This window comes from Gordonia sp. (in: high G+C Gram-positive bacteria), from assembly GCF_049299075.1.
Lineage (GTDB): Bacteria > Actinomycetota > Actinomycetes > Mycobacteriales > Mycobacteriaceae > Gordonia.
In genome coordinates, this window is sequence record NZ_JBAQWU010000329.1 from 1 (window position 1) to 18,268 (window position 18,268).

Below are 18,268 nucleotides of genomic sequence, written 5' to 3' on the forward strand. Positions count from 1 at the left end.
GCGCGACACGGTCGGTACGTCGATCACCACGTCGCAGGTCGCGTCGCGGCCGATCCGGATCACCGCCGGATCGGCGAAATCCCAGACTCGCCCCCCATATTCGACCCGAATCTGAGCCATTGGACACCCTCCCGTCGAGAGCGCCCGGGAGCGGGCGCAGCCACAGTCTCCTGATCCTAGACCGCCGCCACACCGGTGAGCGTGAGTCCGCGCCGCGCCCGGATAGTTGGTCGCGGGCTGGCCGCGCCCGCACGGAAATTCTGGTCACACAGCACGAATGACAATGAACGGAAGGTGAACACGACGCGAATGAAACTTGACTTCGGGCAGACGGTTGGTTACAAATGAGTGGACAGCAACTTACTGAAAGAGGAGGACAGCATGCCCAATCGCACCAGTCCCGATCTGGCGTCCCGCGTCCGCGGGTATTCCCGCCGACTGAATGCCCGCTTCAACTTGAGCCGCACCGACCGGCTGAACCTGCAGTTCGCGCACACGCCCGTCGCAGTTCTGGGCGAACCGCCCCGGCGCGGCTAATTGAGCTGAGATCACGCGAAGACCCCCGGCCCCGGGGGTCTTCGCGTTGGTCAGAAATTCCGTCGGGACCGCGTCAGGTGCCAAGCACCGCATACACATTCATAGGAGCGCAAGGTCGGCCGACCGCGACCCGATGATGAAATCGCCAGAATGGCGCCGGTGACCGCAGCCAGCGTCGGATAGTCGATCTTCTCCGGCGTGGGGCACTCCGGCGGCCGGTAGTTCACCTCCGATTCACGCGCGCGCCGGGGACGGCTCCGCGCGGCGGTCCGCGCCTCAATCTCAGCGAAGTAGTCCGCGAGTTCGTCGTCGCCGAAGCTGCGACTCATAGCGAATGCGGGCCGCCCTGGTCGTACCGCGGAACGACGCGGTACACCTGGAGTTCCTTCGGGACACCCTTGGCTTTGAAGCGCTTACGCTTGATCAGGTAGCCATCGGCGCCAGCCAGTTCCAGAGTGGATCCGCTGGCGAGGACCTCACCGGCGCCCGCAGCAGCACAGACGCGCGCGGCGATGTTCACGTCCACGCCAAGAAAGTCGTCGCCGACTGCCCGTGGGGCGCCGGTGTGCACACCCGCCCGCAGCGCGGGGCGGTAGGTACCGATCTGTAGGGCGCTGACCGCACCGGCGGCCTCGTGCGCGCCCTCGATCGCTTCGCGGCCGTCCACGAAGGCCGCCATCATGCCGTCGCCCAGGGTCTTGACTACCTGGCCGCCGCGGGCGTTGATCACCTGCTCGCTAACTTGGTTCACCGCGTTCAACAATTCGAGCACCTGGTCATCTCCGGCGCGCAACGCCCAGCGGGAGAAGTCCACGAGGTCGGTGAACATGATGGTGACCGGCGTAGGCCCACTGGGGTCGGGCAGGGTGCGGCGTACCAGTGACTTCCAGACGCCAACGGTCGCCAGGCCCAATTCGCGGACCGCGCTCGGCCGCTGGGCATTGACGTCGCCAATGGCGGAGGAGAGCCGGTCCAGCGTCGTCGAACCGACATTCATCCGGTCCGGTGGAGTCAGTCGTCGGGCGAATTGGGCGGCGCGCACCAGCGGCGCGCTCGCATCAGTGCGCGCTAGCAGTGAACTCGCCTTCTGCAGCGGTGTCACCGCGTAGGAGTCGTCGTCTCCCTCGTCGCATGCATCGTTCACACCACCATTCACAGCACGATTCTAAGGCGTACCGGCGGCGCGATGTGCCGCACGGTGATCGGCGCGGTTGGCCCGGATACTCGACACCATCGCTAGCCCGATGAAGACGACGCCAGCCAGACCGGAGATCACCTCGTTGACCTCGAACTTCAGGCTGACTAGGAGGATAGTGGCCAGCGCCCCGATCGCCCAGTGCGCCCCATTCTCCAGGTAGCGGTACTCGGTGAGGGTTCCGGCGCGAACCAGGTAGACGGTGAGCGAACGGACGAACATCGCACCGATGAAGCCCAGACCGAGGGCGATCAGCACCGGGTCGGAGGTGATCGCGAAGGCGCCGATAACGCCGTCGAACGAGAACGACGCGTCCAGCATCTCCAAGTAGAGGAACAGCATGAACGCCGCCTTTCCACCGACGACCACCGGCTGCGGTCGCGTCGGCGCGAGCTCCGCTGCGGGGCGGTCCTCGTCGCCGGGCGGTCCGTGAGCGTCGAAGAGTGAGGTCAAGCCCTGAATCGACAGGTACAACAGCATCCCGATCAGTCCGGAGGTGTAGACCGCGACCCGCTGATCGTCATCCACAACCTGCCCGGCGATCAACAACACTGCGACCGCCATGACCACCGCGGCATGTTTGACTCGGCCGAGTCGGACGAGTCCGTGCTCGACGAACCGACCCCAGGACTGGCGGTCGTCGTCGAAGGCGTAGTCCAGGAAGATCATCAACAAAAACATGCCACCCAGCGCTGCGATCTGCGGGTGGGCCGCCACCATGATCGTCTCGTAGCTCCGATTGTCCGGGGTCTCCGGGTCAGGCGGATTGAGGGCGAGGAGTAATGCTTCGCGCGGCGCCAGGTCGGCCGTCGCCCACACGATGACCAGCGGAAACAGCACTCGCATACCGAATACAGCGATCAACACACCGATCGTGAGGAACATCTTCTGCCAAAACGGGTTCATCCGCTCGAGCACGGTCGCGATCATGACGGCGTTGTCGAAAGAGAGGGAAATCTCGAGGATCGCCAGAATGGTGCAGACGAACAAGCCTGCTGGACCGCCGTATAGGAAGGCGATTACCAGCGAAATGACGGTGACCAGGAGGGAGAGTCCGAAGGTGCGGACGACCAGCCGGCTCCTCATCGCAGTCGCTCGGCATCGCGAGCGGCCGCGACCAGATCGTCAGCAAGGCGGGCCAGCGCGTCGAGACGTTCGCCTTCGGCCAGGGCCGTCCGCAGATCTTCGGCGGCGCAACGCAATGTGAACAGGCGGTCCGCCAGAACCGAGACCTCGTCTGATGAGAGAATCAGAGCATCGGCGGGAATAGCGGTGCCCTCGGTGAGCATTTTCTGCTCGTATGCCCGTTGTCGGCACGACCTCTTGCAGTACTTCCGGCGGCGACCGCGCGGGGAATCAAGCATTTCCCGCCCGCACCATGCGCAGCTGTACGGCCGTTGCCGCGTCGTGGTTCCGGACACGCCAGAAACGGTACCGTGCGTGCCGCCGGGTAATGTGCCTGGTCGCCGCTCGGCGCGTACGATGGGACTGTTGACCCGAAAGTGAGAGGAATATAGCTTCATGGCTGATCGAGTACTCCGCGGGAGCCGCCTGGGCGCGGTGAGCTACGAGACCGACCGCGACCACGACCTCGCACCCCGTCGGATCGTGCAATACCGCACGGACAATGGTGAGATCTTCGACGTCCCGTTCGCCGACGACGCCGAGGTTCCGTCAAAGTGGCCGTGCAAGAACGGTATGGAAGGCACCATCCTCGAAGGTGCCGAAGATGATGAGAAGAAGGTCAAGCCCCCGCGCACCCACTGGGACATGCTTCTCGAACGCCGATCCGAGGAAGAGCTGGATGTACTGCTCGCCGAGCGGATGGATCTACTGAAGACGCGCCGCCGCGGCGGTACGGCATAGAACTAGAACTCGAGAAACAAGCTCCCGGACCTGATTGGTCCGGGAGCTTCTTCGTGTCCGGTGCGGCTAGTTCTTGCCGCGTAGGCGGGCCGTCCGCCCCTGCCAGCCCCAGCGTGCGACGTTCAGGAACGATTCGGCGATCACCCCGCCGTCCATCTTCGATTCGCCGATCTCCCGTTCGGTGAACGTGATCGGGACTTCCCGCACCGTGAAGCCGTGTTGCAAGGTCCGCCACGCGAGGTCGATCTGGAAGCAGTACCCGGCCGATTCGACGTCGTCGAGGCCGATGGCGCGCAGCACCGGCGCGCGGTAGGCGCGGTAGCCAGCGGTGATATCGCGGATGGAACTGCCCAGGGCGATCCGGGCGTAGGTGTTAGCTCCCTTGGACAAGATTTCTCGGCGCCGTGGCCAGTTCACAAGCTTGCCACCGGGTACGTAGCGCGAGCCGATGGCCAGGTCTGCGCCGTCGTTCACGGCCCGCAGGAGTCGGTGCAACTGCTCGGGTGCATGACTGCCATCGGCGTCCATCTCGACGATCACCGGATAGTCGCGCTCCAGCCCCCACGCGAACCCGGCGAGGTAGGCCTTGCCCAAACCGTCCTTGACGGTGCGGTGCATCACGTGGATGCGCTGCAGTGCGTCACTCGTGGAAAGCTCTTCAGCGATATCGCCGGTGCCGTCCGGGCTGGAATCATCGACCACCAGCACGTGGATGTCGGGCAGCGCGTCGAGCAGGCGCCCGACGATGATCGGCAGATTCTCACGCTCGTTAAAGGTCGGGATCACGACCAGCCCACCGGCGCCTTGGATGCCGACCACCTGGTCGGCGCCCTGCTCACTCCCGGTCATGGCGACCTCCTTGTCCGTCACTGCTCGGTTGATCTTCACTGCTCGGTTGATCTTCACTGCTGTCTAGCGGGATTGCGCTGCGCGACAACGTATAGAACCTAGTACGCCGCGCCAGCGTGAACAAAAATATCGCCAGCGCGGCGAGCACGGCGAGCAGCTGCGGCCACGGTCCCAGCCGGACGGCGAGCGTCTGTCCGGTCCGCAGTGGCAGCTGGGCCTCCAGAATGGCCGGGACGAAGATCTCACTGCTGGTCAAAACTCGACCATCCGGGGCGATCAGCGCGCTGATTCCACTGGTTGCGGCCACGGCGACGCTGCGACCGGTCTCCACCGCCCGAACCTGCGACATCGCCAACTGCTGGTAACTCATGTGGGTCTTCCCGAACGTGGCGTTGTTGGTGGGCACAAAGAGGAGTTGTCCGCCATCCTTCACCGCCTGTCGCGGTGATCGGTCGAACGCTACCTCCCAGCAGGTGGAGACACCCAGCACGACGGCACCGCGGTCCGTCGGCACGGTGACCACGGCCGGACCGGTTCCGGCCTGAAAATTGCCTGCCTGCTCCGCATACGAGGAGAAGAGCGTGAAGAAACTGCGCCACGGCAGGTATTCGCCGAACGGTTGGATGATGTGCTTGTCGTAGCGGCCGGTCGGCTCGGGTGCCGCGAAGGCGCCCTGCGTTTCCCAGACCAGCACCGCATTGCTGGGGCCGTCGGCCGATTGCAGCACGGTGCCCAAGACGATCGGCACGCCGACCGCGTTGACGGCGCCAGCGATCAGCCGCGCTGCATCCGGATTGTCTAGCGGTGATATGTCCGAGGCATTCTCCGGCCACACGATCAGGTCCGGCTTCGGCCGGAGTCCGGCAGCAACGTCTTGTCCAAGCGCTATCGTCTCGCGAACGTGATTGTCGAGCACCGCACGCCGCTGGGCGTTGAAGTCCAGACCAAGGCGCGGCACATTCCCTTGGATGGCCGCGATGCGAATGGTGTCGCCGCCGGTCGGCGACGGCGAGGTACCCAGTGCGATCCCGGCCAGCACGATCGGCAGCACCGCGCACACGGCCGCGACCGCCATCGGCGTTCTCGCTGGCCGCCGGGGCGTGTCAGCCGCTGACGCCGCCAGGCTGCGCTGGACGACGGCGACGATCAGCGCGGCCACTCCGGCACCGGTCAGGGCGACGAGGAAACCGATCCCGGGCACCCCGAACCAGCGCGCGAACGGGAGGAAGAAGCCCTGATTCTGGCTGAAGGCAGTGGCGCCCCACGGGAACCCGCCAAACGGGAACGATGACCGGAGCCACTCGATGGCGGTCCAGAGCAGCGCGAACCACAACGGCGCGAACCACAACGGCGCGGCGCCCGCGGTGGACGTCCGCGGCCCGCGACACGTGTAAGCGGCAAGAGCGCCGAATAGCGCCAGGTAGAGCGCCGAGACAACGGACAGCGCTAACCATGGGAAGGCGCCGACAAACACGCCAGTCCAGCGCAGCAGCGGCACAAACAGGCCCAGCCCGAAGACGAACCCGGTCAGCGATCCGGTGCGGGTGCTCGGTTGCCCGAGCGTCAGACAGGCGTACATCGCGCCGAGGGCGATCGGGGTGAGCAGCCACAGACCCAGCGGCGGGAACGCCAAGTACATCGCGACACCGGCCAGCAGGGCCGCGGCGAGCCGGATCCAGAAGCGCTGCCGCTCAGTAATCCTCGACGCCGAAAGTCGACTTCCCGACGGTGCTGGATCAGCGACGTCCTCGGTCACCGGGCGTCTCGCGAGTAGATCACTTCACCGGCGTAGGCGGTCACTACACACTGCGGGAGTCGAGTACCGGGCGCCACGTCGGGCAGCGCGGGCACCCGCGAACGCGGATCGGTGGACCACCGCTGTACTCCCTGATGCGAGGGTGCGACGACGAGGTCTTCGGTTTCCCAGACGGCATAGTGCGCCGGGGCGCCGGGCACTAGGGTCCCGATGAGCCCGTCGTTCATGCCGCCGGCTCGCCAACCGCCCCGCGTCACTGCGGCGAAAGCCGCGCGCGGCGAGATTGCGCTCGTCGGATTGTGGTGGTGCGCAGCAGCGCGCACTGTCGCCCACGGGTCGATAGGACAGACCGGCGCGTCCGAGGAAAAGGCAAGGCCCACACCGGCTTTCGACAGCGCAGCAAAGTTGTTGAGTGTTGTGCCGCGCTCCCCCAGCCGCTGCTCGTACAACTGTCCGGGACCACCCCAAGCCGCGTCGAACAACGGCTGCATGCTGGCCACCACTCCGCAGCGGGCAAAGAGCTCAGCCTGCTCGGGGGTCACCATCTCGGCGTGCTCCAGCCGGTGCGCGCATCGGGCCAGAGCCGGGGTGCCGAGATCATCGGCAATCTCGGCCATCGCGGTGGCCACCATGGCGGCGGCCTCGTCTCCGATCACGTGAAAGCCGGCTTGGATCCCCGCCTCGGTGGTCGCCCGCAGGTGGGCGCGCACTTGGTCGAGCGTCAGATAGCTGACCCCGCGGGTGGCCGGATCGTCGGTGTATGGCGCCGACAGCAGTGCGGTGTGCGAGCCGAGGGCACCATCAACAAACAGATCACCGCCGATGGCGTCCGCGCCGGTCTCGGCCACCACGGCGCGGGCTTCGTCAGCGCTGGCGACGCATTGCCCCCAGTACCGGCGCACCTGCACCGGATGGTCAAGCTCGGCGATCGAGGCGAAGTCGTCGAGGCCGCTGATGTCTGGGCCGCCGTTCTCGTGGACGGCGACGACACCGTGGGCGGCAGCGTGGTCGAGCGCACGCAGCTGGGCCCGGCGGCGTCCGGCCGGGCTGATCAAAGCGCGGGCGGCCGCCCGCACCCGATGGTGTGCTTCGGCGATCAGCGGGGCCTGCTCGTCGTACCCGGCCTCGCTGGCCAGGCTCTCGACCCGCGCGCGCAGCGCAGAGGAGGCCGCGGCCGAATGCTCGTCGATGCGGGTCAGATACACCGGGCGCGGTCCGGCGACGGCGTCGAGGTCGGCGGTCGAGGGGGCCTGGTCTTCCCCCGGTCCGGCATTCACCCAGGCCGAAGCGTCCCAGCCGAATCCCCAGATGACGTCGTCGTCCCCGCCGCTCCCTGAGCTCTGTTCCCCGCCGCTACCTGAGCTTGTCGAAGGGGCAGCCGCCAGAAACGCCGCCAGTTCCCGAAGACACTCGGTACGGCTGGTGGTGCGCGACAGGTCCAGGCCGCCGAGGGCCAGACCGGTGTCGGTGAGGTGCACGTGCGAATCGACGAAGGCCGGGCTGACGAAACGGCCCTGCAAATCGATCACCTCCGCCTCGGGATGCAGGGCGCGACCGACATCGTCGCTGCCGACCCACACGACGATGCCGTCGGTGATGGCCAGAGCCGTGGCATCAGGGACCGCGGGCGACGAGTAAACGAGGCCGCCGAGCAGGAGCTGCGTAGTCACTCTGACAGTGTCTCAGAGACCGCCGCGCGCCTGAATGGAGGTGTCAGTGACCGCCGGCCCCCGGCCGTCCGCTGTCCGACACTGGAGGCAGTTCGTCCTGGTCCAGGCGGATGGAACCGTCGGCGTTACGGGCGGTGATGTCGACGATGGTCGACGCTACGACAGTGGAATCGACCACGCTGCCGTCAACGGTGGTGCCATAAACGTTGGTGCCATAAACGTTGGCCCTCGGGCCGGTGCCGATCAGGGTGACACGTTCGGCAACCAGGGTCGCCCGCTGCGCCGCTTTGGCGGCGACCACCGGCCGGAGCCGGTTGCGCACGGGCGGGGCCAAGAGAAGGAGGCCGCCGACCGTGGAGACGATGCCGGGCAGGATGGTCAGTGCCGTGGCGCCGGCGAATAGCGCCGAGTCGCTCACCGTTCCCAGCGGACCGGTATCGAGATTGTCTCGCCGCGTCGGCGCGGTGCTCAGCGTGGACGCCGGGCGCGTTGAACGAGTGAAGATCTCCCGGGCCCGCCGACCGAGCACCGCGAAGCCGACCGCAGCCGCGGCCACGGTGATGAGGATTGCCCAGCCCCAGCCGAGGAAGTGCACCATCACCCAGAATGCGGCGATCTCCACCACGAGATATCCGAGGAACACCCAGCGCTTCATATTTCGACCTTCCCACGCGGCTCGCGTCGATGCGAGGCGTTGTTACCTGTTCAACGATCGACAGCGTGATTTTGCTCCCGAATCGACCTGGCGGGTGGCGAGGCGTCGCTCACGCTGCGGCTATTCCTCCCGTCGTCCCTCGATCTCGCCTTCGGCGGCCAAGTAGACGCTGCGGAGCTGATCGAGGAGTTCGGCCGGCGGGGAATGCCACAATTGTCGTTCGGCGGCTTCGAGTAGCCGCTCGGTGATGCCGTGCAGCGCCCACGGGTTGGACTGTTCCAGGAACTCCCGGTTGGTCTCATCGAGCACGTACTCCTCAGTGAGCTTCTCGTACATCCAGTCGGCGACGACGTCGGTGGTCGCGTCGTAGCCGAAGAGGTAGTCGACGGTGGCTGCCATCTCGAAGGCGCCCTTGTATCCGTGCTTGCGCATGGCCGCCAGCCAGCGCGGATTCACCACGCGCGCCCGGAAAACACGGGCGGTCTCCTCGCTCAGCGTGCGCGTGCGGACGGTGTCGGGGCGGGTCGAGTCACCGATGTACGCTTCCGGGTTCTCCCCGGTCAGTGCGCGCACGGTGGCCACCATGCCGCCGTGGAACTGGAAATAGTCGTCGGAGTCGGCGATGTCGTGCTCGCGGGTGTCGGTGTTCTTCGCCGCGACCGCGATCCGGCGGTAGGCGGCCCGCATATCGTCGACTGCGGCCACCCCGTTCAGGTCCCGGCCGTAGGCGTAGCCGCCCCATTCGGTGTAGACCGCGGCCAAGTCTTCGTCACTGCGCCACTGCTTGGAATCAATCAGCTGCAGCAGTCCGGCGCCGTAGGTGCCCGGCCGCGAACCGAAGACGCGGGCGGTGGCCCGCCGGTGGTCCCCATGCTCGGCAATCGCGGCGCGGGCATGTGCCGCGACATAGTTCTGCTCGTCGGGCTCCTCGGCACCGGCCGCCAGGGTGACCGCGTCGTCGAGCATGGTCACCACGTGGGCGAAGGCATCCCGGAAGAAGCCGGAGATGCGGATGGTCACGTCGATCCGGGGCCGGCCGAGTTCGGCGAGCGGAATCAGGTCCAGGCCGGTGACGCGACGGGAGGCCTCGTCCCAGACGGGCGTCACGCCCAGGAGCGCCAGTACTTCGCCGACGTCGTCGCCGGACGTCCGCATGGCGCTGGTCCCCCACACCGAGAGACCGACCGATTTCGGGTACTCACCGTGATCGGCGAGGTACCGCTCCACCAGGGAGTCAGCCAGGGCGCGGCCGGTCTCAGCGGCGAGCTGACTCGGTACGGCCTTGGGGTCGACCGAGTAGAAGTTGCGTCCGGTAGGCAGCACATTGATCAGTCCGCGCAGCGGCGAGCCACTCGGACCGGCCGGAATGAACCCGCCGTTCAGTGCGTGGAGTACCCGATCGATCTCGCAGGATGTCGCGCGAAGCCGCGGCACCACCTCGGTTCCGGCGAACCGCAGAATGTCGCCGACCGCCTGCTGATGTCCCCGCGCCGCCACCGAAATAGCCTCGGTCGACCAGTCGGACGCCGAGCAGGCCATCACCAGTTCCCGGGCTATCGCCTCGACCCGGTCCACCTCGCGACGATCGGTGGACTCTTCGTTGAGTCCGAGCGCCTCGCGCAAACCAGGCAGCGTCTGGCTGCCACCCCAAAGTTGTCGTGCTCGAAGCATGGCCAGCACCAGGTCGATTTCCATCTCGGCGTCGGGCGCCTGTCCCAGCACGTGCAGACCGTCGCGAATTGCCGCGTCCTTGATCTCGCAAAGCCAGCCGTCGACGTGCAGCAGCATGTCGTCGAAGACGTCTTCTTCCGGGCGGTCGGCCAGACCGAGATCCTGGTCCATCTTGGCCGCGGTGAGCAGCGTCCAGATCTGCTGGCGGATAGCCGGGAGCTTGGCCGGGTCCAGCGCGGAAATATTGGCGTGTTCGTCGAGCAACTGCTCGAGTCTGTTGATGTCGCCGTAGCTTTCGGCGCGGGCCATCGGCGGGATCAAGTGGTCCACGAGGACGGCGTGCGCCCGCCGCTTGGCCTGGGTGCCCTCGCCCGGATCGTTGACCAAGAACGGGTAGATCAGGGGGAGATTGCCGAGCGCGGCGTCGGTGCCGCAGTCCGCGGACATACCGAGCATTTTTCCGGGCAACCATTCCAGATTCCCGTGCTTGCCTACGTGCACCACCGCGTCCGCGCCGAAGCCCCAGCCGTCCACCCCCGTGCGTGAGGCCAGCCAGCGGTAGCTGGCCAGATAGTGGTGGCTCGGCGGCAGGTCCGGATCGTGATAGATCGCCACCGGATTCTCCCCGAATCCGCGCGGCGGCTGCACGAGCAGCACCACATTGCCGAAGGTCATAGCGGCGATGACGATCTCGCCGGCCGAGTCTGTCGATCGGTCCACAAAAAGTTCCCCGGGCGGCGGGCCCCAGTGCTCGACAACCGCCGAGCGCAGCCCCTCGGGCAACCGTTCGAACCAGTCGGTGTAATCGGCCGCACTGACCCGGATAGGGTTGGCCGCCAACGATTCTTCGGTCAGCCAGTCCGCGTCCTGCCCGCCCGCGTCGATCAGCGCGTGCATGAGCGCGTCGGGATCATCGTCGTCCGGCGTCGCGCCCAGTCCGGGGATCTGCCCGTCTCCGAGTTGGTAGCCCGCAGCGTCGAGTGCGCGCAGCAGGTGGACTACCGAGCGCGGCGTGTCCAGGCCGACGGCATTGCCGATGCGGGCGTGCTTGGTCGGGTACGCCGACAGCAGCAGTGCAACCTTTTTCTCTGCCACCGGAAGGTGCCGTAAACGGGCGTGCGCGATGGCGATCCCGGCCACCCGGGAGCACCGCTCGGCGTCCGGCGCGTAGTACGGGAGTCCGTTCTCGTCGAACTCCTTGAACGAGAACGGGACGGTGATGATCCGGCCGTCAAACTCGGGCACGGCCACCTGGCTCGCGACATCCAGCGGTGACATGCCGTCGTCACTGGCGGCCCAGTCGTCGCGCGACGACGTCAGGCAGAGTCCCTGCAGGATCGGAATATCAAGGGCAGCAAGGCGTTCCACATTCCACGCTTCGTCGTCACCGCCGGCGCTCGCGGCAGCCGGGGTCGTTCCACCAGCGGCCAGCACGGTGACGATCAGCGTGTCAAAGGTGCCGAGATGCTCGATCAGGTCGTCGGGAGCCGCGCGCAGTGAAGCGCAGTAGATCCCCTCGGCGCGCGCCCCAGCGTGCTCGAGCGCTCCGCAGAGCGCGTCGATGTACTCGGTGTTTCCGGCCAGGTGCTGGGCGCGGTAGTAGAGCACCCCGACCCGGAGTGGCGTGGTCACCGGCGGATCCCCGTCGGCCCCATCGCTGCGCTCCAAGACGCCCCAGTTCGGCGCCTGCACGGGCGGTTCGAAGCCGAGACCGGTAAGCAGCACCGTATCGGACAAGAAGTTGTAGGCCTGCTCGGTGTTCACCCGGCCCCCGGCTGCGAAGTAGCCGTGCACCTGGGCGGCGACTCCGGCCGGGACCGTCGAAAGCGACATCAGATCCGGGTCGGGGTTGAGCTCACCCGATAGCACGACGACGGGGGCCGATCCGGCGAGTACCGCATCCAGGCCCGCTTCCCACGCGCGCCGGCCGCCAAGGAGCCGCACCACCACCAGGTCCGCGTCGGCGATCAACTCGGGAATCTCGTCGAGCAGCAATCGCGACGGATTCGCCACGCGATAGTCGACGCCGCATGTGGCGGCGGTCCGCAGATCGGTGTCCGAGGTGGACAGCAGCATGATTCTGGGGCCGGATTGTGTCGCGTGCATGAGGCCTACTCCCTGCCGGATGGCGCGCCCGGCGTTGACGGTGGTGTGAGAACTCACGGGTCTGACTCGGCTCCGGCGATCACCGGGCCTCACAGTGGCGCGACCGCGCCGGATTCGCACCGGCTTCCGCGTCGTTCTCTGTGCGGCAACCTTAACGGGGTCAACGGGTGAAGCAGGCGCGCGGGCCGCTCTTCCAGCCCGCCATGAACGCAGTGGCCTGCTCTTTGGCTGTGCCGTGCTTATCCCCGGGGGCGTGGGTGTACCGGAAGAGTGCGGCGAACTCGGCGTCGTCGCCGTCCTCGACGATCAGGTGCCCGGACCGCTTCAGGTCACCCAGTGCACCGCCAGCCAGGCATTCGGCCTGCAGTTCTTGCGGGCGTTCGACGACGCGGTCCGGCTGCTGCCGCAAGACCGCGTGGGCCCACTCGTGCGCGACAACGTCGTAAACGACGACGTCGCCAATCGAGTCTGCCAGTTCCATGTAGTCCCGGCCGAACTGGACCGAATGGTCCTTTGGGCAGTACGCGGCATTCTGCTTCGGCATGGCGCCGCAACCGGTTTCGGTGCCAGGGTCGATGATTCCGCGGTTGGTCGGAGCGACGTACCGCTCCCCGTACAACTTGGGTGCCTGCTGTTGCCAGTAGCCGCTGACCAGTGCTGCGGCGATCCGGTAGTCCTCCGCCATCGTCGGCGCAGCAGATGCGGTCCCCGTCCCGATGGGCAAGGAGATCAGAGCCACTGCGGCCGCGGCGGTCATCGTGGTGGTCGCAAGAAGTTTGCGCATGTCTGTCATTCCTCAGTTCGGGGTCGGTCAGTTCCGTCGGTGTCATCAGGTCAGAGACTCGACGCCGCCGAAAAGTTCCCGCTGCCGGCCCATGCCCGCTCCGCTGCCGCCCCGCCGCGCTGACCGAACGTCCCGCGCCGTCCCTCTTCGCTGGCTGCGCCGCTCCATATCCGATGGTTGCGCCGAGGCGATCCCGCTAGGGCGAGGCTCGTGTCGAAACCACCCGCGAACGATTCGAACACTCGGACTCAAAAGGTGCCCCAAACGCCGCGACGACCGCCCCGATCCGCAGCATCCACCGGCCCCGAAATTCTCACACACAACTGTCGTACCCAGCACATATAGTCAAATCAGACAACAGAAAGCAGTCCTTGCACACACCGAAGTGTGTACGTAACATAGGACATAGAACACTCGAACATTGACCACGGCGAAGGAGGTGAACGACATGACCACCCACCACACCCCCAACCATCAGATCGATGCCGACCAGCGCGAGGCCAGCCAGGACGGTAGTGGCCAGGACGGTGGCGGTCAGGACGGTAGTGGCCAGGCCGGTAGTGGTCCGGTGGCGCCGGGCTGGCGGGAGGTCGATTTCACCCCGGCGGGCATGGTCGCTCCGGCCCGGGGCGCCGGCGACCGGGCCGAGTGTCGGGGCTGGCTGGCCTACGCCCGCGCCGCGCACCGCGGCCGCGGGTATTTGCAGTGGGCGCAGTTGACCGGGATTTCGGAGTTCATCGACATCGCCCTGGCTGATCTGCACGATGCGGTGTGCGCCGGGCAAGACCAACGCGACGTGTTCGACCCGTACACGCTGGCGGTGACCGAGGTGGCGATCGTATTCGCGATCCCGAACGCGGCCGCCACCCGGCTCGTCGGGGAGGCGGTCGCCATGTCCGAGCGGCTCCCGCAGACCGCCGTGTTGTTACGGGACGGCACAATTTCGGCGGACATGTTCAGTGCGGTCGTGGCCCGTACCGATGTGGTCGACGAACGGGCATTGATCGACGCGGTCGATACCGACCTGGCCGCCAGGTTGGCCGCGGCCGGACACATTTCGCAGAAGCGGGTCGAGAAGATCGCCGACCGGATCGTCGACCGACACGACCGTGACGCGGTCCGCCGTAAAGCCGAGAAAGCCCGGCGCCGTAAGAACGTGTCCCAACGGGACTACCCCGACGGTCTGGGTGGGTTGAACATCACCGCTAGCGCCGAAGAAACCGTCCTGGCACTCCAAGCAGTCAATGCCGCGGTCGCCGGTTGCTGCGGCAACGACCCGCGCACCCTCGGGCAACGCCGGTCAGACTATGCCATCGCCCAGCTACGGCAGTTGCCGTTCACCTGCGACTGCCCGGACACAACGACCTGTACCGCCACCCTGACCACCGAAGCGATCTCCCAACGCCAAGCCCGGATCATCGTGCACGCAGTCTGCCAAAAATCCACCCTCACAGGCGCCGACGACCACCCCGCCTACCTCGACGGCGCCGGCCCGATCAGCGCCGAACACCTCCGCGACATCGCCGCCCGCCCCGACGCGATCGTCCGCGACCTCGACCTCGGCACCTTCACCACCCCCGCCACCGACACCACCGCCACCCCCGACACCGATGATGAAGCCGTCGGGCCGATGCTGATCGTTCACACCAGCCGACCCGCCGACCCGTACCGGCCGACCGCTGCCCTCGAGGCCCTGGTCCGCGGCCTGTTCGGGACGTGCACCGTCCCCGGATGTGAACGCCCCGCCTGGTCCTGCGAACTCGACCACGTCGAAGAATATGACCACATCTGTCCGGCCTCGGGTGGCCCGACCTGCCTGTGCAACATCAGCCCCAAATGCGTGATGCATCATCAGTTGAAAACATTCCTAGGGGCATCGGCCACCTCCGCGGGCTGGATCGACGAGCAGTGGATCGATGACGCCGGGACGGTGTGGACCTCCACCACCACCGCCCACGGCATCACCGTCGACACCCCCGCAGCGAACCAATGGCTCTTCCCGCAACTGGCTCAACTGACCTGCCTGCACCACACCCACGCCCCACCGGACACCCGCGCCGCGTCAGATACCTACGCCCGGCCCGACTGGGACCGCGGGCACACTGCACACTGCGCCGGCGACGGCCTACGCGCGGCCACCGCCGACAAACACGCGTGGCGCCGCGCCGCCCGCCAACGACTCCGCACCGCCCGCAACCGCGCCGCCAAAAGCGACGGCCCACCACCGTTCTGAACGCGGCACGGTTCTGAACCGGGCCGGAGGCGGGAACAACACCCGCGACGGTGGCCCGGCGGAGCTCCGGAGACCGTCCGATGGAACCGTGCACGGCTGCTGTGCGTCTAAACCATGGGGAGACGTGATGGCATCGAGACTGCGGCGGTTGGTCGAACGGCGGTTACTCGAGCACCGGTCGTCGATGTCCAGGCGGACACGGTCGGGCGAATACGTGCGCCTCACTGGCCAGCACTGGACCGTGCTGTCCGGATTCACCGTGACGGCGACGATCGTGGCGGCCGGGCTGGGCTGGCCGTCGTCGCCCGAACTGCCCCGCCTCGACCCGGACCGAGTGGCCGCGGCCCGCGTCGCGCTGGCTCACCTTGAAGTGGTGGACCAGCGCCTAGCGCACGGCCCCCCATACCGGCGGGAGGCCTTCGGTCCGGCGTGGACGGACCAGGCAGGGGTCGGTGGTTCGGGCAATTCCTGCGATACGCGCAACGACATCCTGGCGCGCGACCTGGCCGTATCGAAATCGATTGCCGCCCAAACGTGTTCGGTCGCCGTCGCGGCCGGGCGATTCCGAAGTCCGTACACGGGCAGGGAGGTGGTGTTCGTACGGGGCCGGGAGTCAGCGGCGGTCCAGATCGACCACATCGTGCCGCTGGCCTATGCCTGGGACATGGGTGCGGCCGACTGGCCCGCGGTCAGGCGCATCGCTTTCGCCAACGATCCGGCCAACCTGATCGCCGTCGACGGTCCCAGCAATCAGGCCAAGTCTGATGGTGGGCCGGGCGCCTGGATGCCGGAGCTGGAGGGCTTCTGGTGCCAGTACTCGGTTGCGTTTGTCACTGTGTCCGCGGCCTACCGGCTGCGGATCGACGAGGATTCCCGCGTGGTGCTGACCCGTGCGCTCGCCGACTGTTGAATCGAGCGGCGGTCGACGGCGCCGCTAGGGCTTCGAGGTGCCTAACCCCAGATCGTCGGTGCCCGGGTTCGGTGCGCCGGGAGAGTCCACGCTTGATCCGGCGGAATCCGGGGCAGCGGCATCGGGGATGGGGTCGGGGGCGGCTGACCATTCCGAACCCGCGGCGTCCGGGATTGGCGGATGCACGACGGTGTCCGGCGCCAAGCCTCCCGGTGCTGACTGCCCGACGGTGTACGGCTCGCCGGGAACCGGTTGGTTGAGCGTCGTCGGTTGGTCCGGCTGCGCACCGTCGTTCTGCTGTCCGTACGTGGGTGGCTGTTGCTGGTCCGGCGCCGGGTACGCCTGGCCGGGATATGCCTGGCCGGGATATGGCTGGCCGGGATACGCCTGGCCGGGGTAGGGCTGGCCCGGGAACGGCTGGTTGCTGAAAGGCTGACCACCGTACGGCTGTCCACCGTAGGGCTGCCCGCCGTACGCCCGGGTGGTCGCGGCGTTCTTCTCCTTGTTGCTGCCGACGATCCATAGGACCACGCCGACGATGAACAGCAGTCCGCCCAGCATGCCGCCGAACACCGCGAGTAGCCCACCGAAGCCGGCCTGCATGAAGGCCGAGGTGGAAATGGGTGCACCGGCGACCATCCCTGGTCCCTGGCACACCAGGACGTAGTCGCCGGACTGGGCGAAGCGGAACGCGGTGACTGGCACAACGGTGGAGCCATTGAAGGTGATCTCGAAGTTGTCCATTTGCGCGGGGCCCGGTTCCGCCGGTGCGGGGCCGCCGCGGACTTCGCAACTCGCCGCCAAGGCCGCAGGCCGATTGTTGGCGTAGATGACGACGACGTCGCCAGCCCGCGCCGGGTAGTCGCGGGTGAACTCGCCAGCCACCTCGCCCGCGCGGTTGATCGCGACGGCGTCGCGCTCGACGTCGGCGAGCTTCTGCAGGCCGAGCACCAAGAGGACCACGCCGACGATGACGGCGAGGATACCTAGCGCCAGACCGCTGAAGGTGAGCCATTTACCCGTTTTCTTCATGTGTGCATTGTGGCACTGATGCGGCCCGGATGGTGGCGGCTAATCTGGACACCATGACTGCCGACACTGCGCACACCGCTGCCGTCTCCGTCGAAGAGCGGGTGCTCGAACAGGCCCGAGGTGCTCAGAAGGCGTCCCGTGCCCTCGCAATGCTGACTGCCGCGGAGAAGAACGAGGTGTTGCTCGCGGCGGCCGACGCGATCGACGCGGCCGCCGATCAGATCCTCACCGCGAACGCCGAGGATGTCGCCCGTGCCGAAGCTGCCAGCACCGAAGCCTCGCTGATCGACCGGCTGCGCCTGGACGCCGGGCGGGTCGCCGGTATCACCGGCGGGTTGCGTCAGGTGGCGGCGCTGCCCGATCCAATCGGGGTGATCGTGCAGGGTAAGACGCTGCCGAACGGACTGGAACTGCGTCAGGTGCGGGTGCCGCTCGGGGTGGTCGGCTTCGTCTACGAGGCGCGGCCCAACGTGACCGTCGACGGTTTCGGTATCTCATTCAAGTCCGGTAATGCGGTGCTGCTGCGTGGATCGTCGTCGGCCGCCAGCTCGAACGCCGCCCTGGTTGAGGTGCTCCGCCAGGTGCTGACCGACCACAAGATCAACCCCGATGCGGTGGCGCTCCTGCCGAGCGAGGATCGCTCCAGTGTCACCGCGCTGATCGCCGCCCGCGGACTGGTCGATGTGGTGATCCCGCGCGGGGGCGCCGGCCTGATCGCTACCGTCGTGGCGAACGCGAAGGTCCCGACCATCGAGACCGGTACCGGCAACTGTCACATCTACGTTCACTCGGCCGCCGACGTCGACACCGCGACCCGGGTGATCGTGAACGCGAAGACCCGCCGCCCCAGCGTGTGCAACACGGTGGAGACTGTCTTGATCGACCGGCAGATCGCCGAGGAGGCGCTGGGGTCGATTGTGTCTGCGCTGCAGCAGCAGGGCGTCACCATCCACGGCGAGGAGCCAGGTATGGTGCCGGCCACCGAAGACGACTGGCACGCCGAA

General features: G+C 67.1%; 16 protein-coding genes and 1 riboswitch. Of the genes, 5 read left to right on the forward strand and 11 right to left on the reverse strand.

What is annotated here, in order from left to right; genetic code table 11:
- Positions 1 to 381 precede the first annotated feature (381 nt).
- The gene (locus tag WAW85_RS10165; RefSeq protein ID WP_422559496.1) at positions 382 to 537 is read left to right on the forward strand and encodes a hypothetical protein; all 156 of its coding nucleotides are present in this window, start codon (positions 382 to 384) and stop codon (positions 535 to 537) included.
- Positions 538 to 587: 50 nt separating this feature from the next.
- Here WAW85_RS10165 and WAW85_RS10170 read toward each other — a convergent pair whose 3' ends face one another.
- The 4 genes from WAW85_RS10170 to WAW85_RS10185 are packed head-to-tail and all read right to left on the reverse strand — an operon-like array spanning position 588 to position 3,096.
- On the reverse strand, positions 588 to 866 hold the full coding sequence (locus WAW85_RS10170) for a hypothetical protein (RefSeq protein ID WP_422559497.1): 279 nt from the start codon (positions 864 to 866) through the stop codon (positions 588 to 590).
- A complete protein-coding gene (locus WAW85_RS10175) occupies positions 863 to 1,693 on the reverse strand; it encodes an adenylate/guanylate cyclase domain-containing protein (RefSeq protein WP_422559498.1) in 831 nt (276 codons plus the stop codon). Before WAW85_RS10175 ends, WAW85_RS10170 begins: the two co-directional genes overlap by 4 nt.
- A gap of 9 nt (positions 1,694 to 1,702) precedes the next feature.
- Positions 1,703 to 2,806 carry a DUF475 domain-containing protein gene (locus WAW85_RS10180; RefSeq protein ID WP_422559508.1) on the reverse strand — a complete coding sequence of 368 codons (1,104 nt, stop codon included), beginning with the start codon at positions 2,804 to 2,806 and terminating at the stop codon, positions 1,703 to 1,705.
- An 8-nt stretch (positions 2,807 to 2,814) separates the two neighbouring features.
- On the reverse strand, positions 2,815 to 3,096 hold the full coding sequence (locus WAW85_RS10185) for a hypothetical protein (protein ID WP_422559509.1): 282 nt from the start codon (positions 3,094 to 3,096) through the stop codon (positions 2,815 to 2,817).
- Positions 3,097 to 3,253: 157 nt separating this feature from the next.
- Between WAW85_RS10185 and WAW85_RS10190 the strand changes: the two genes are divergently transcribed.
- Positions 3,254 to 3,598 carry an RNA polymerase-binding protein RbpA gene (locus tag WAW85_RS10190; protein WP_422559499.1) on the forward strand — a complete coding sequence of 115 codons (345 nt, stop codon included), beginning with the start codon at positions 3,254 to 3,256 and terminating at the stop codon, positions 3,596 to 3,598.
- A gap of 66 nt (positions 3,599 to 3,664) precedes the next feature.
- On the opposite strand, the gene WAW85_RS10195 is transcribed toward WAW85_RS10190, so the two are convergent.
- The 6 genes from WAW85_RS10195 to WAW85_RS10220 form a co-directional block, all read right to left on the reverse strand.
- The gene (locus WAW85_RS10195) at positions 3,665 to 4,447 is read right to left on the reverse strand and encodes a polyprenol monophosphomannose synthase (RefSeq protein ID WP_422559500.1); all 783 of its coding nucleotides are present in this window, start codon (positions 4,445 to 4,447) and stop codon (positions 3,665 to 3,667) included.
- Positions 4,434 to 6,086 carry an apolipoprotein N-acyltransferase gene (lnt, locus tag WAW85_RS10200; protein WP_422559510.1) on the reverse strand — a complete coding sequence of 551 codons (1,653 nt, stop codon included), beginning with the start codon at positions 6,084 to 6,086 and terminating at the stop codon, positions 4,434 to 4,436. The genes WAW85_RS10195 and lnt overlap by 14 nt, the downstream gene beginning before the upstream one ends.
- Before the next feature lie 113 nt (positions 6,087 to 6,199).
- Entirely contained in the window at positions 6,200 to 7,873 is a 1,674-nt protein-coding gene (locus WAW85_RS10205; RefSeq protein ID WP_422559501.1) for an amidohydrolase, read from the reverse strand.
- Between the two features lie 43 nt (positions 7,874 to 7,916).
- The gene (locus WAW85_RS10210; RefSeq protein WP_422559502.1) at positions 7,917 to 8,528 is read right to left on the reverse strand and encodes an FxsA family protein; all 612 of its coding nucleotides are present in this window, start codon (positions 8,526 to 8,528) and stop codon (positions 7,917 to 7,919) included.
- 120 nt (positions 8,529 to 8,648) lie between these two features.
- On the reverse strand, positions 8,649 to 12,305 hold the full coding sequence (cobN, locus tag WAW85_RS10215) for a cobaltochelatase subunit CobN (protein ID WP_422559511.1): 3,657 nt from the start codon (positions 12,303 to 12,305) through the stop codon (positions 8,649 to 8,651).
- A 57-nt stretch (positions 12,306 to 12,362) separates the two neighbouring features.
- Positions 12,363 to 12,474: riboswitch (cobalamin riboswitch) on the reverse strand.
- Complete coding sequence (locus WAW85_RS10220) at positions 12,466 to 13,089, reverse strand: hypothetical protein (protein ID WP_422559503.1); 624 nt, start codon at positions 13,087 to 13,089, stop codon at positions 12,466 to 12,468. (Overlaps the previous riboswitch by 9 nt.)
- A 421-nt stretch (positions 13,090 to 13,510) precedes the next feature.
- Here WAW85_RS10220 and WAW85_RS10225 point away from each other — a divergent pair, with 421 nt between their 5' ends.
- Positions 13,511 to 15,322 (forward strand): DUF222 domain-containing protein, encoded by a 1,812-nt coding sequence (locus tag WAW85_RS10225; RefSeq protein WP_422559504.1) that lies wholly within the window; start codon positions 13,511 to 13,513, stop codon positions 15,320 to 15,322.
- A gap of 184 nt (positions 15,323 to 15,506) precedes the next feature.
- The gene (locus tag WAW85_RS10230) at positions 15,507 to 16,232 is read left to right on the forward strand and encodes an HNH endonuclease family protein (protein ID WP_422559505.1); all 726 of its coding nucleotides are present in this window, start codon (positions 15,507 to 15,509) and stop codon (positions 16,230 to 16,232) included.
- A gap of 24 nt (positions 16,233 to 16,256) precedes the next feature.
- On the opposite strand, the gene WAW85_RS10235 is transcribed toward WAW85_RS10230, so the two are convergent.
- Positions 16,257 to 17,264 (reverse strand): hypothetical protein, encoded by a 1,008-nt coding sequence (locus WAW85_RS10235; RefSeq protein WP_422559506.1) that lies wholly within the window; start codon positions 17,262 to 17,264, stop codon positions 16,257 to 16,259.
- Positions 17,265 to 17,317: 53 nt separating this feature from the next.
- Between WAW85_RS10235 and WAW85_RS10240 the strand changes: the two genes are divergently transcribed.
- Positions 17,318 to 18,268 (forward strand): glutamate-5-semialdehyde dehydrogenase (locus tag WAW85_RS10240; protein WP_422559507.1); only part of this gene is annotated, 951 nt, incomplete at its 3' end.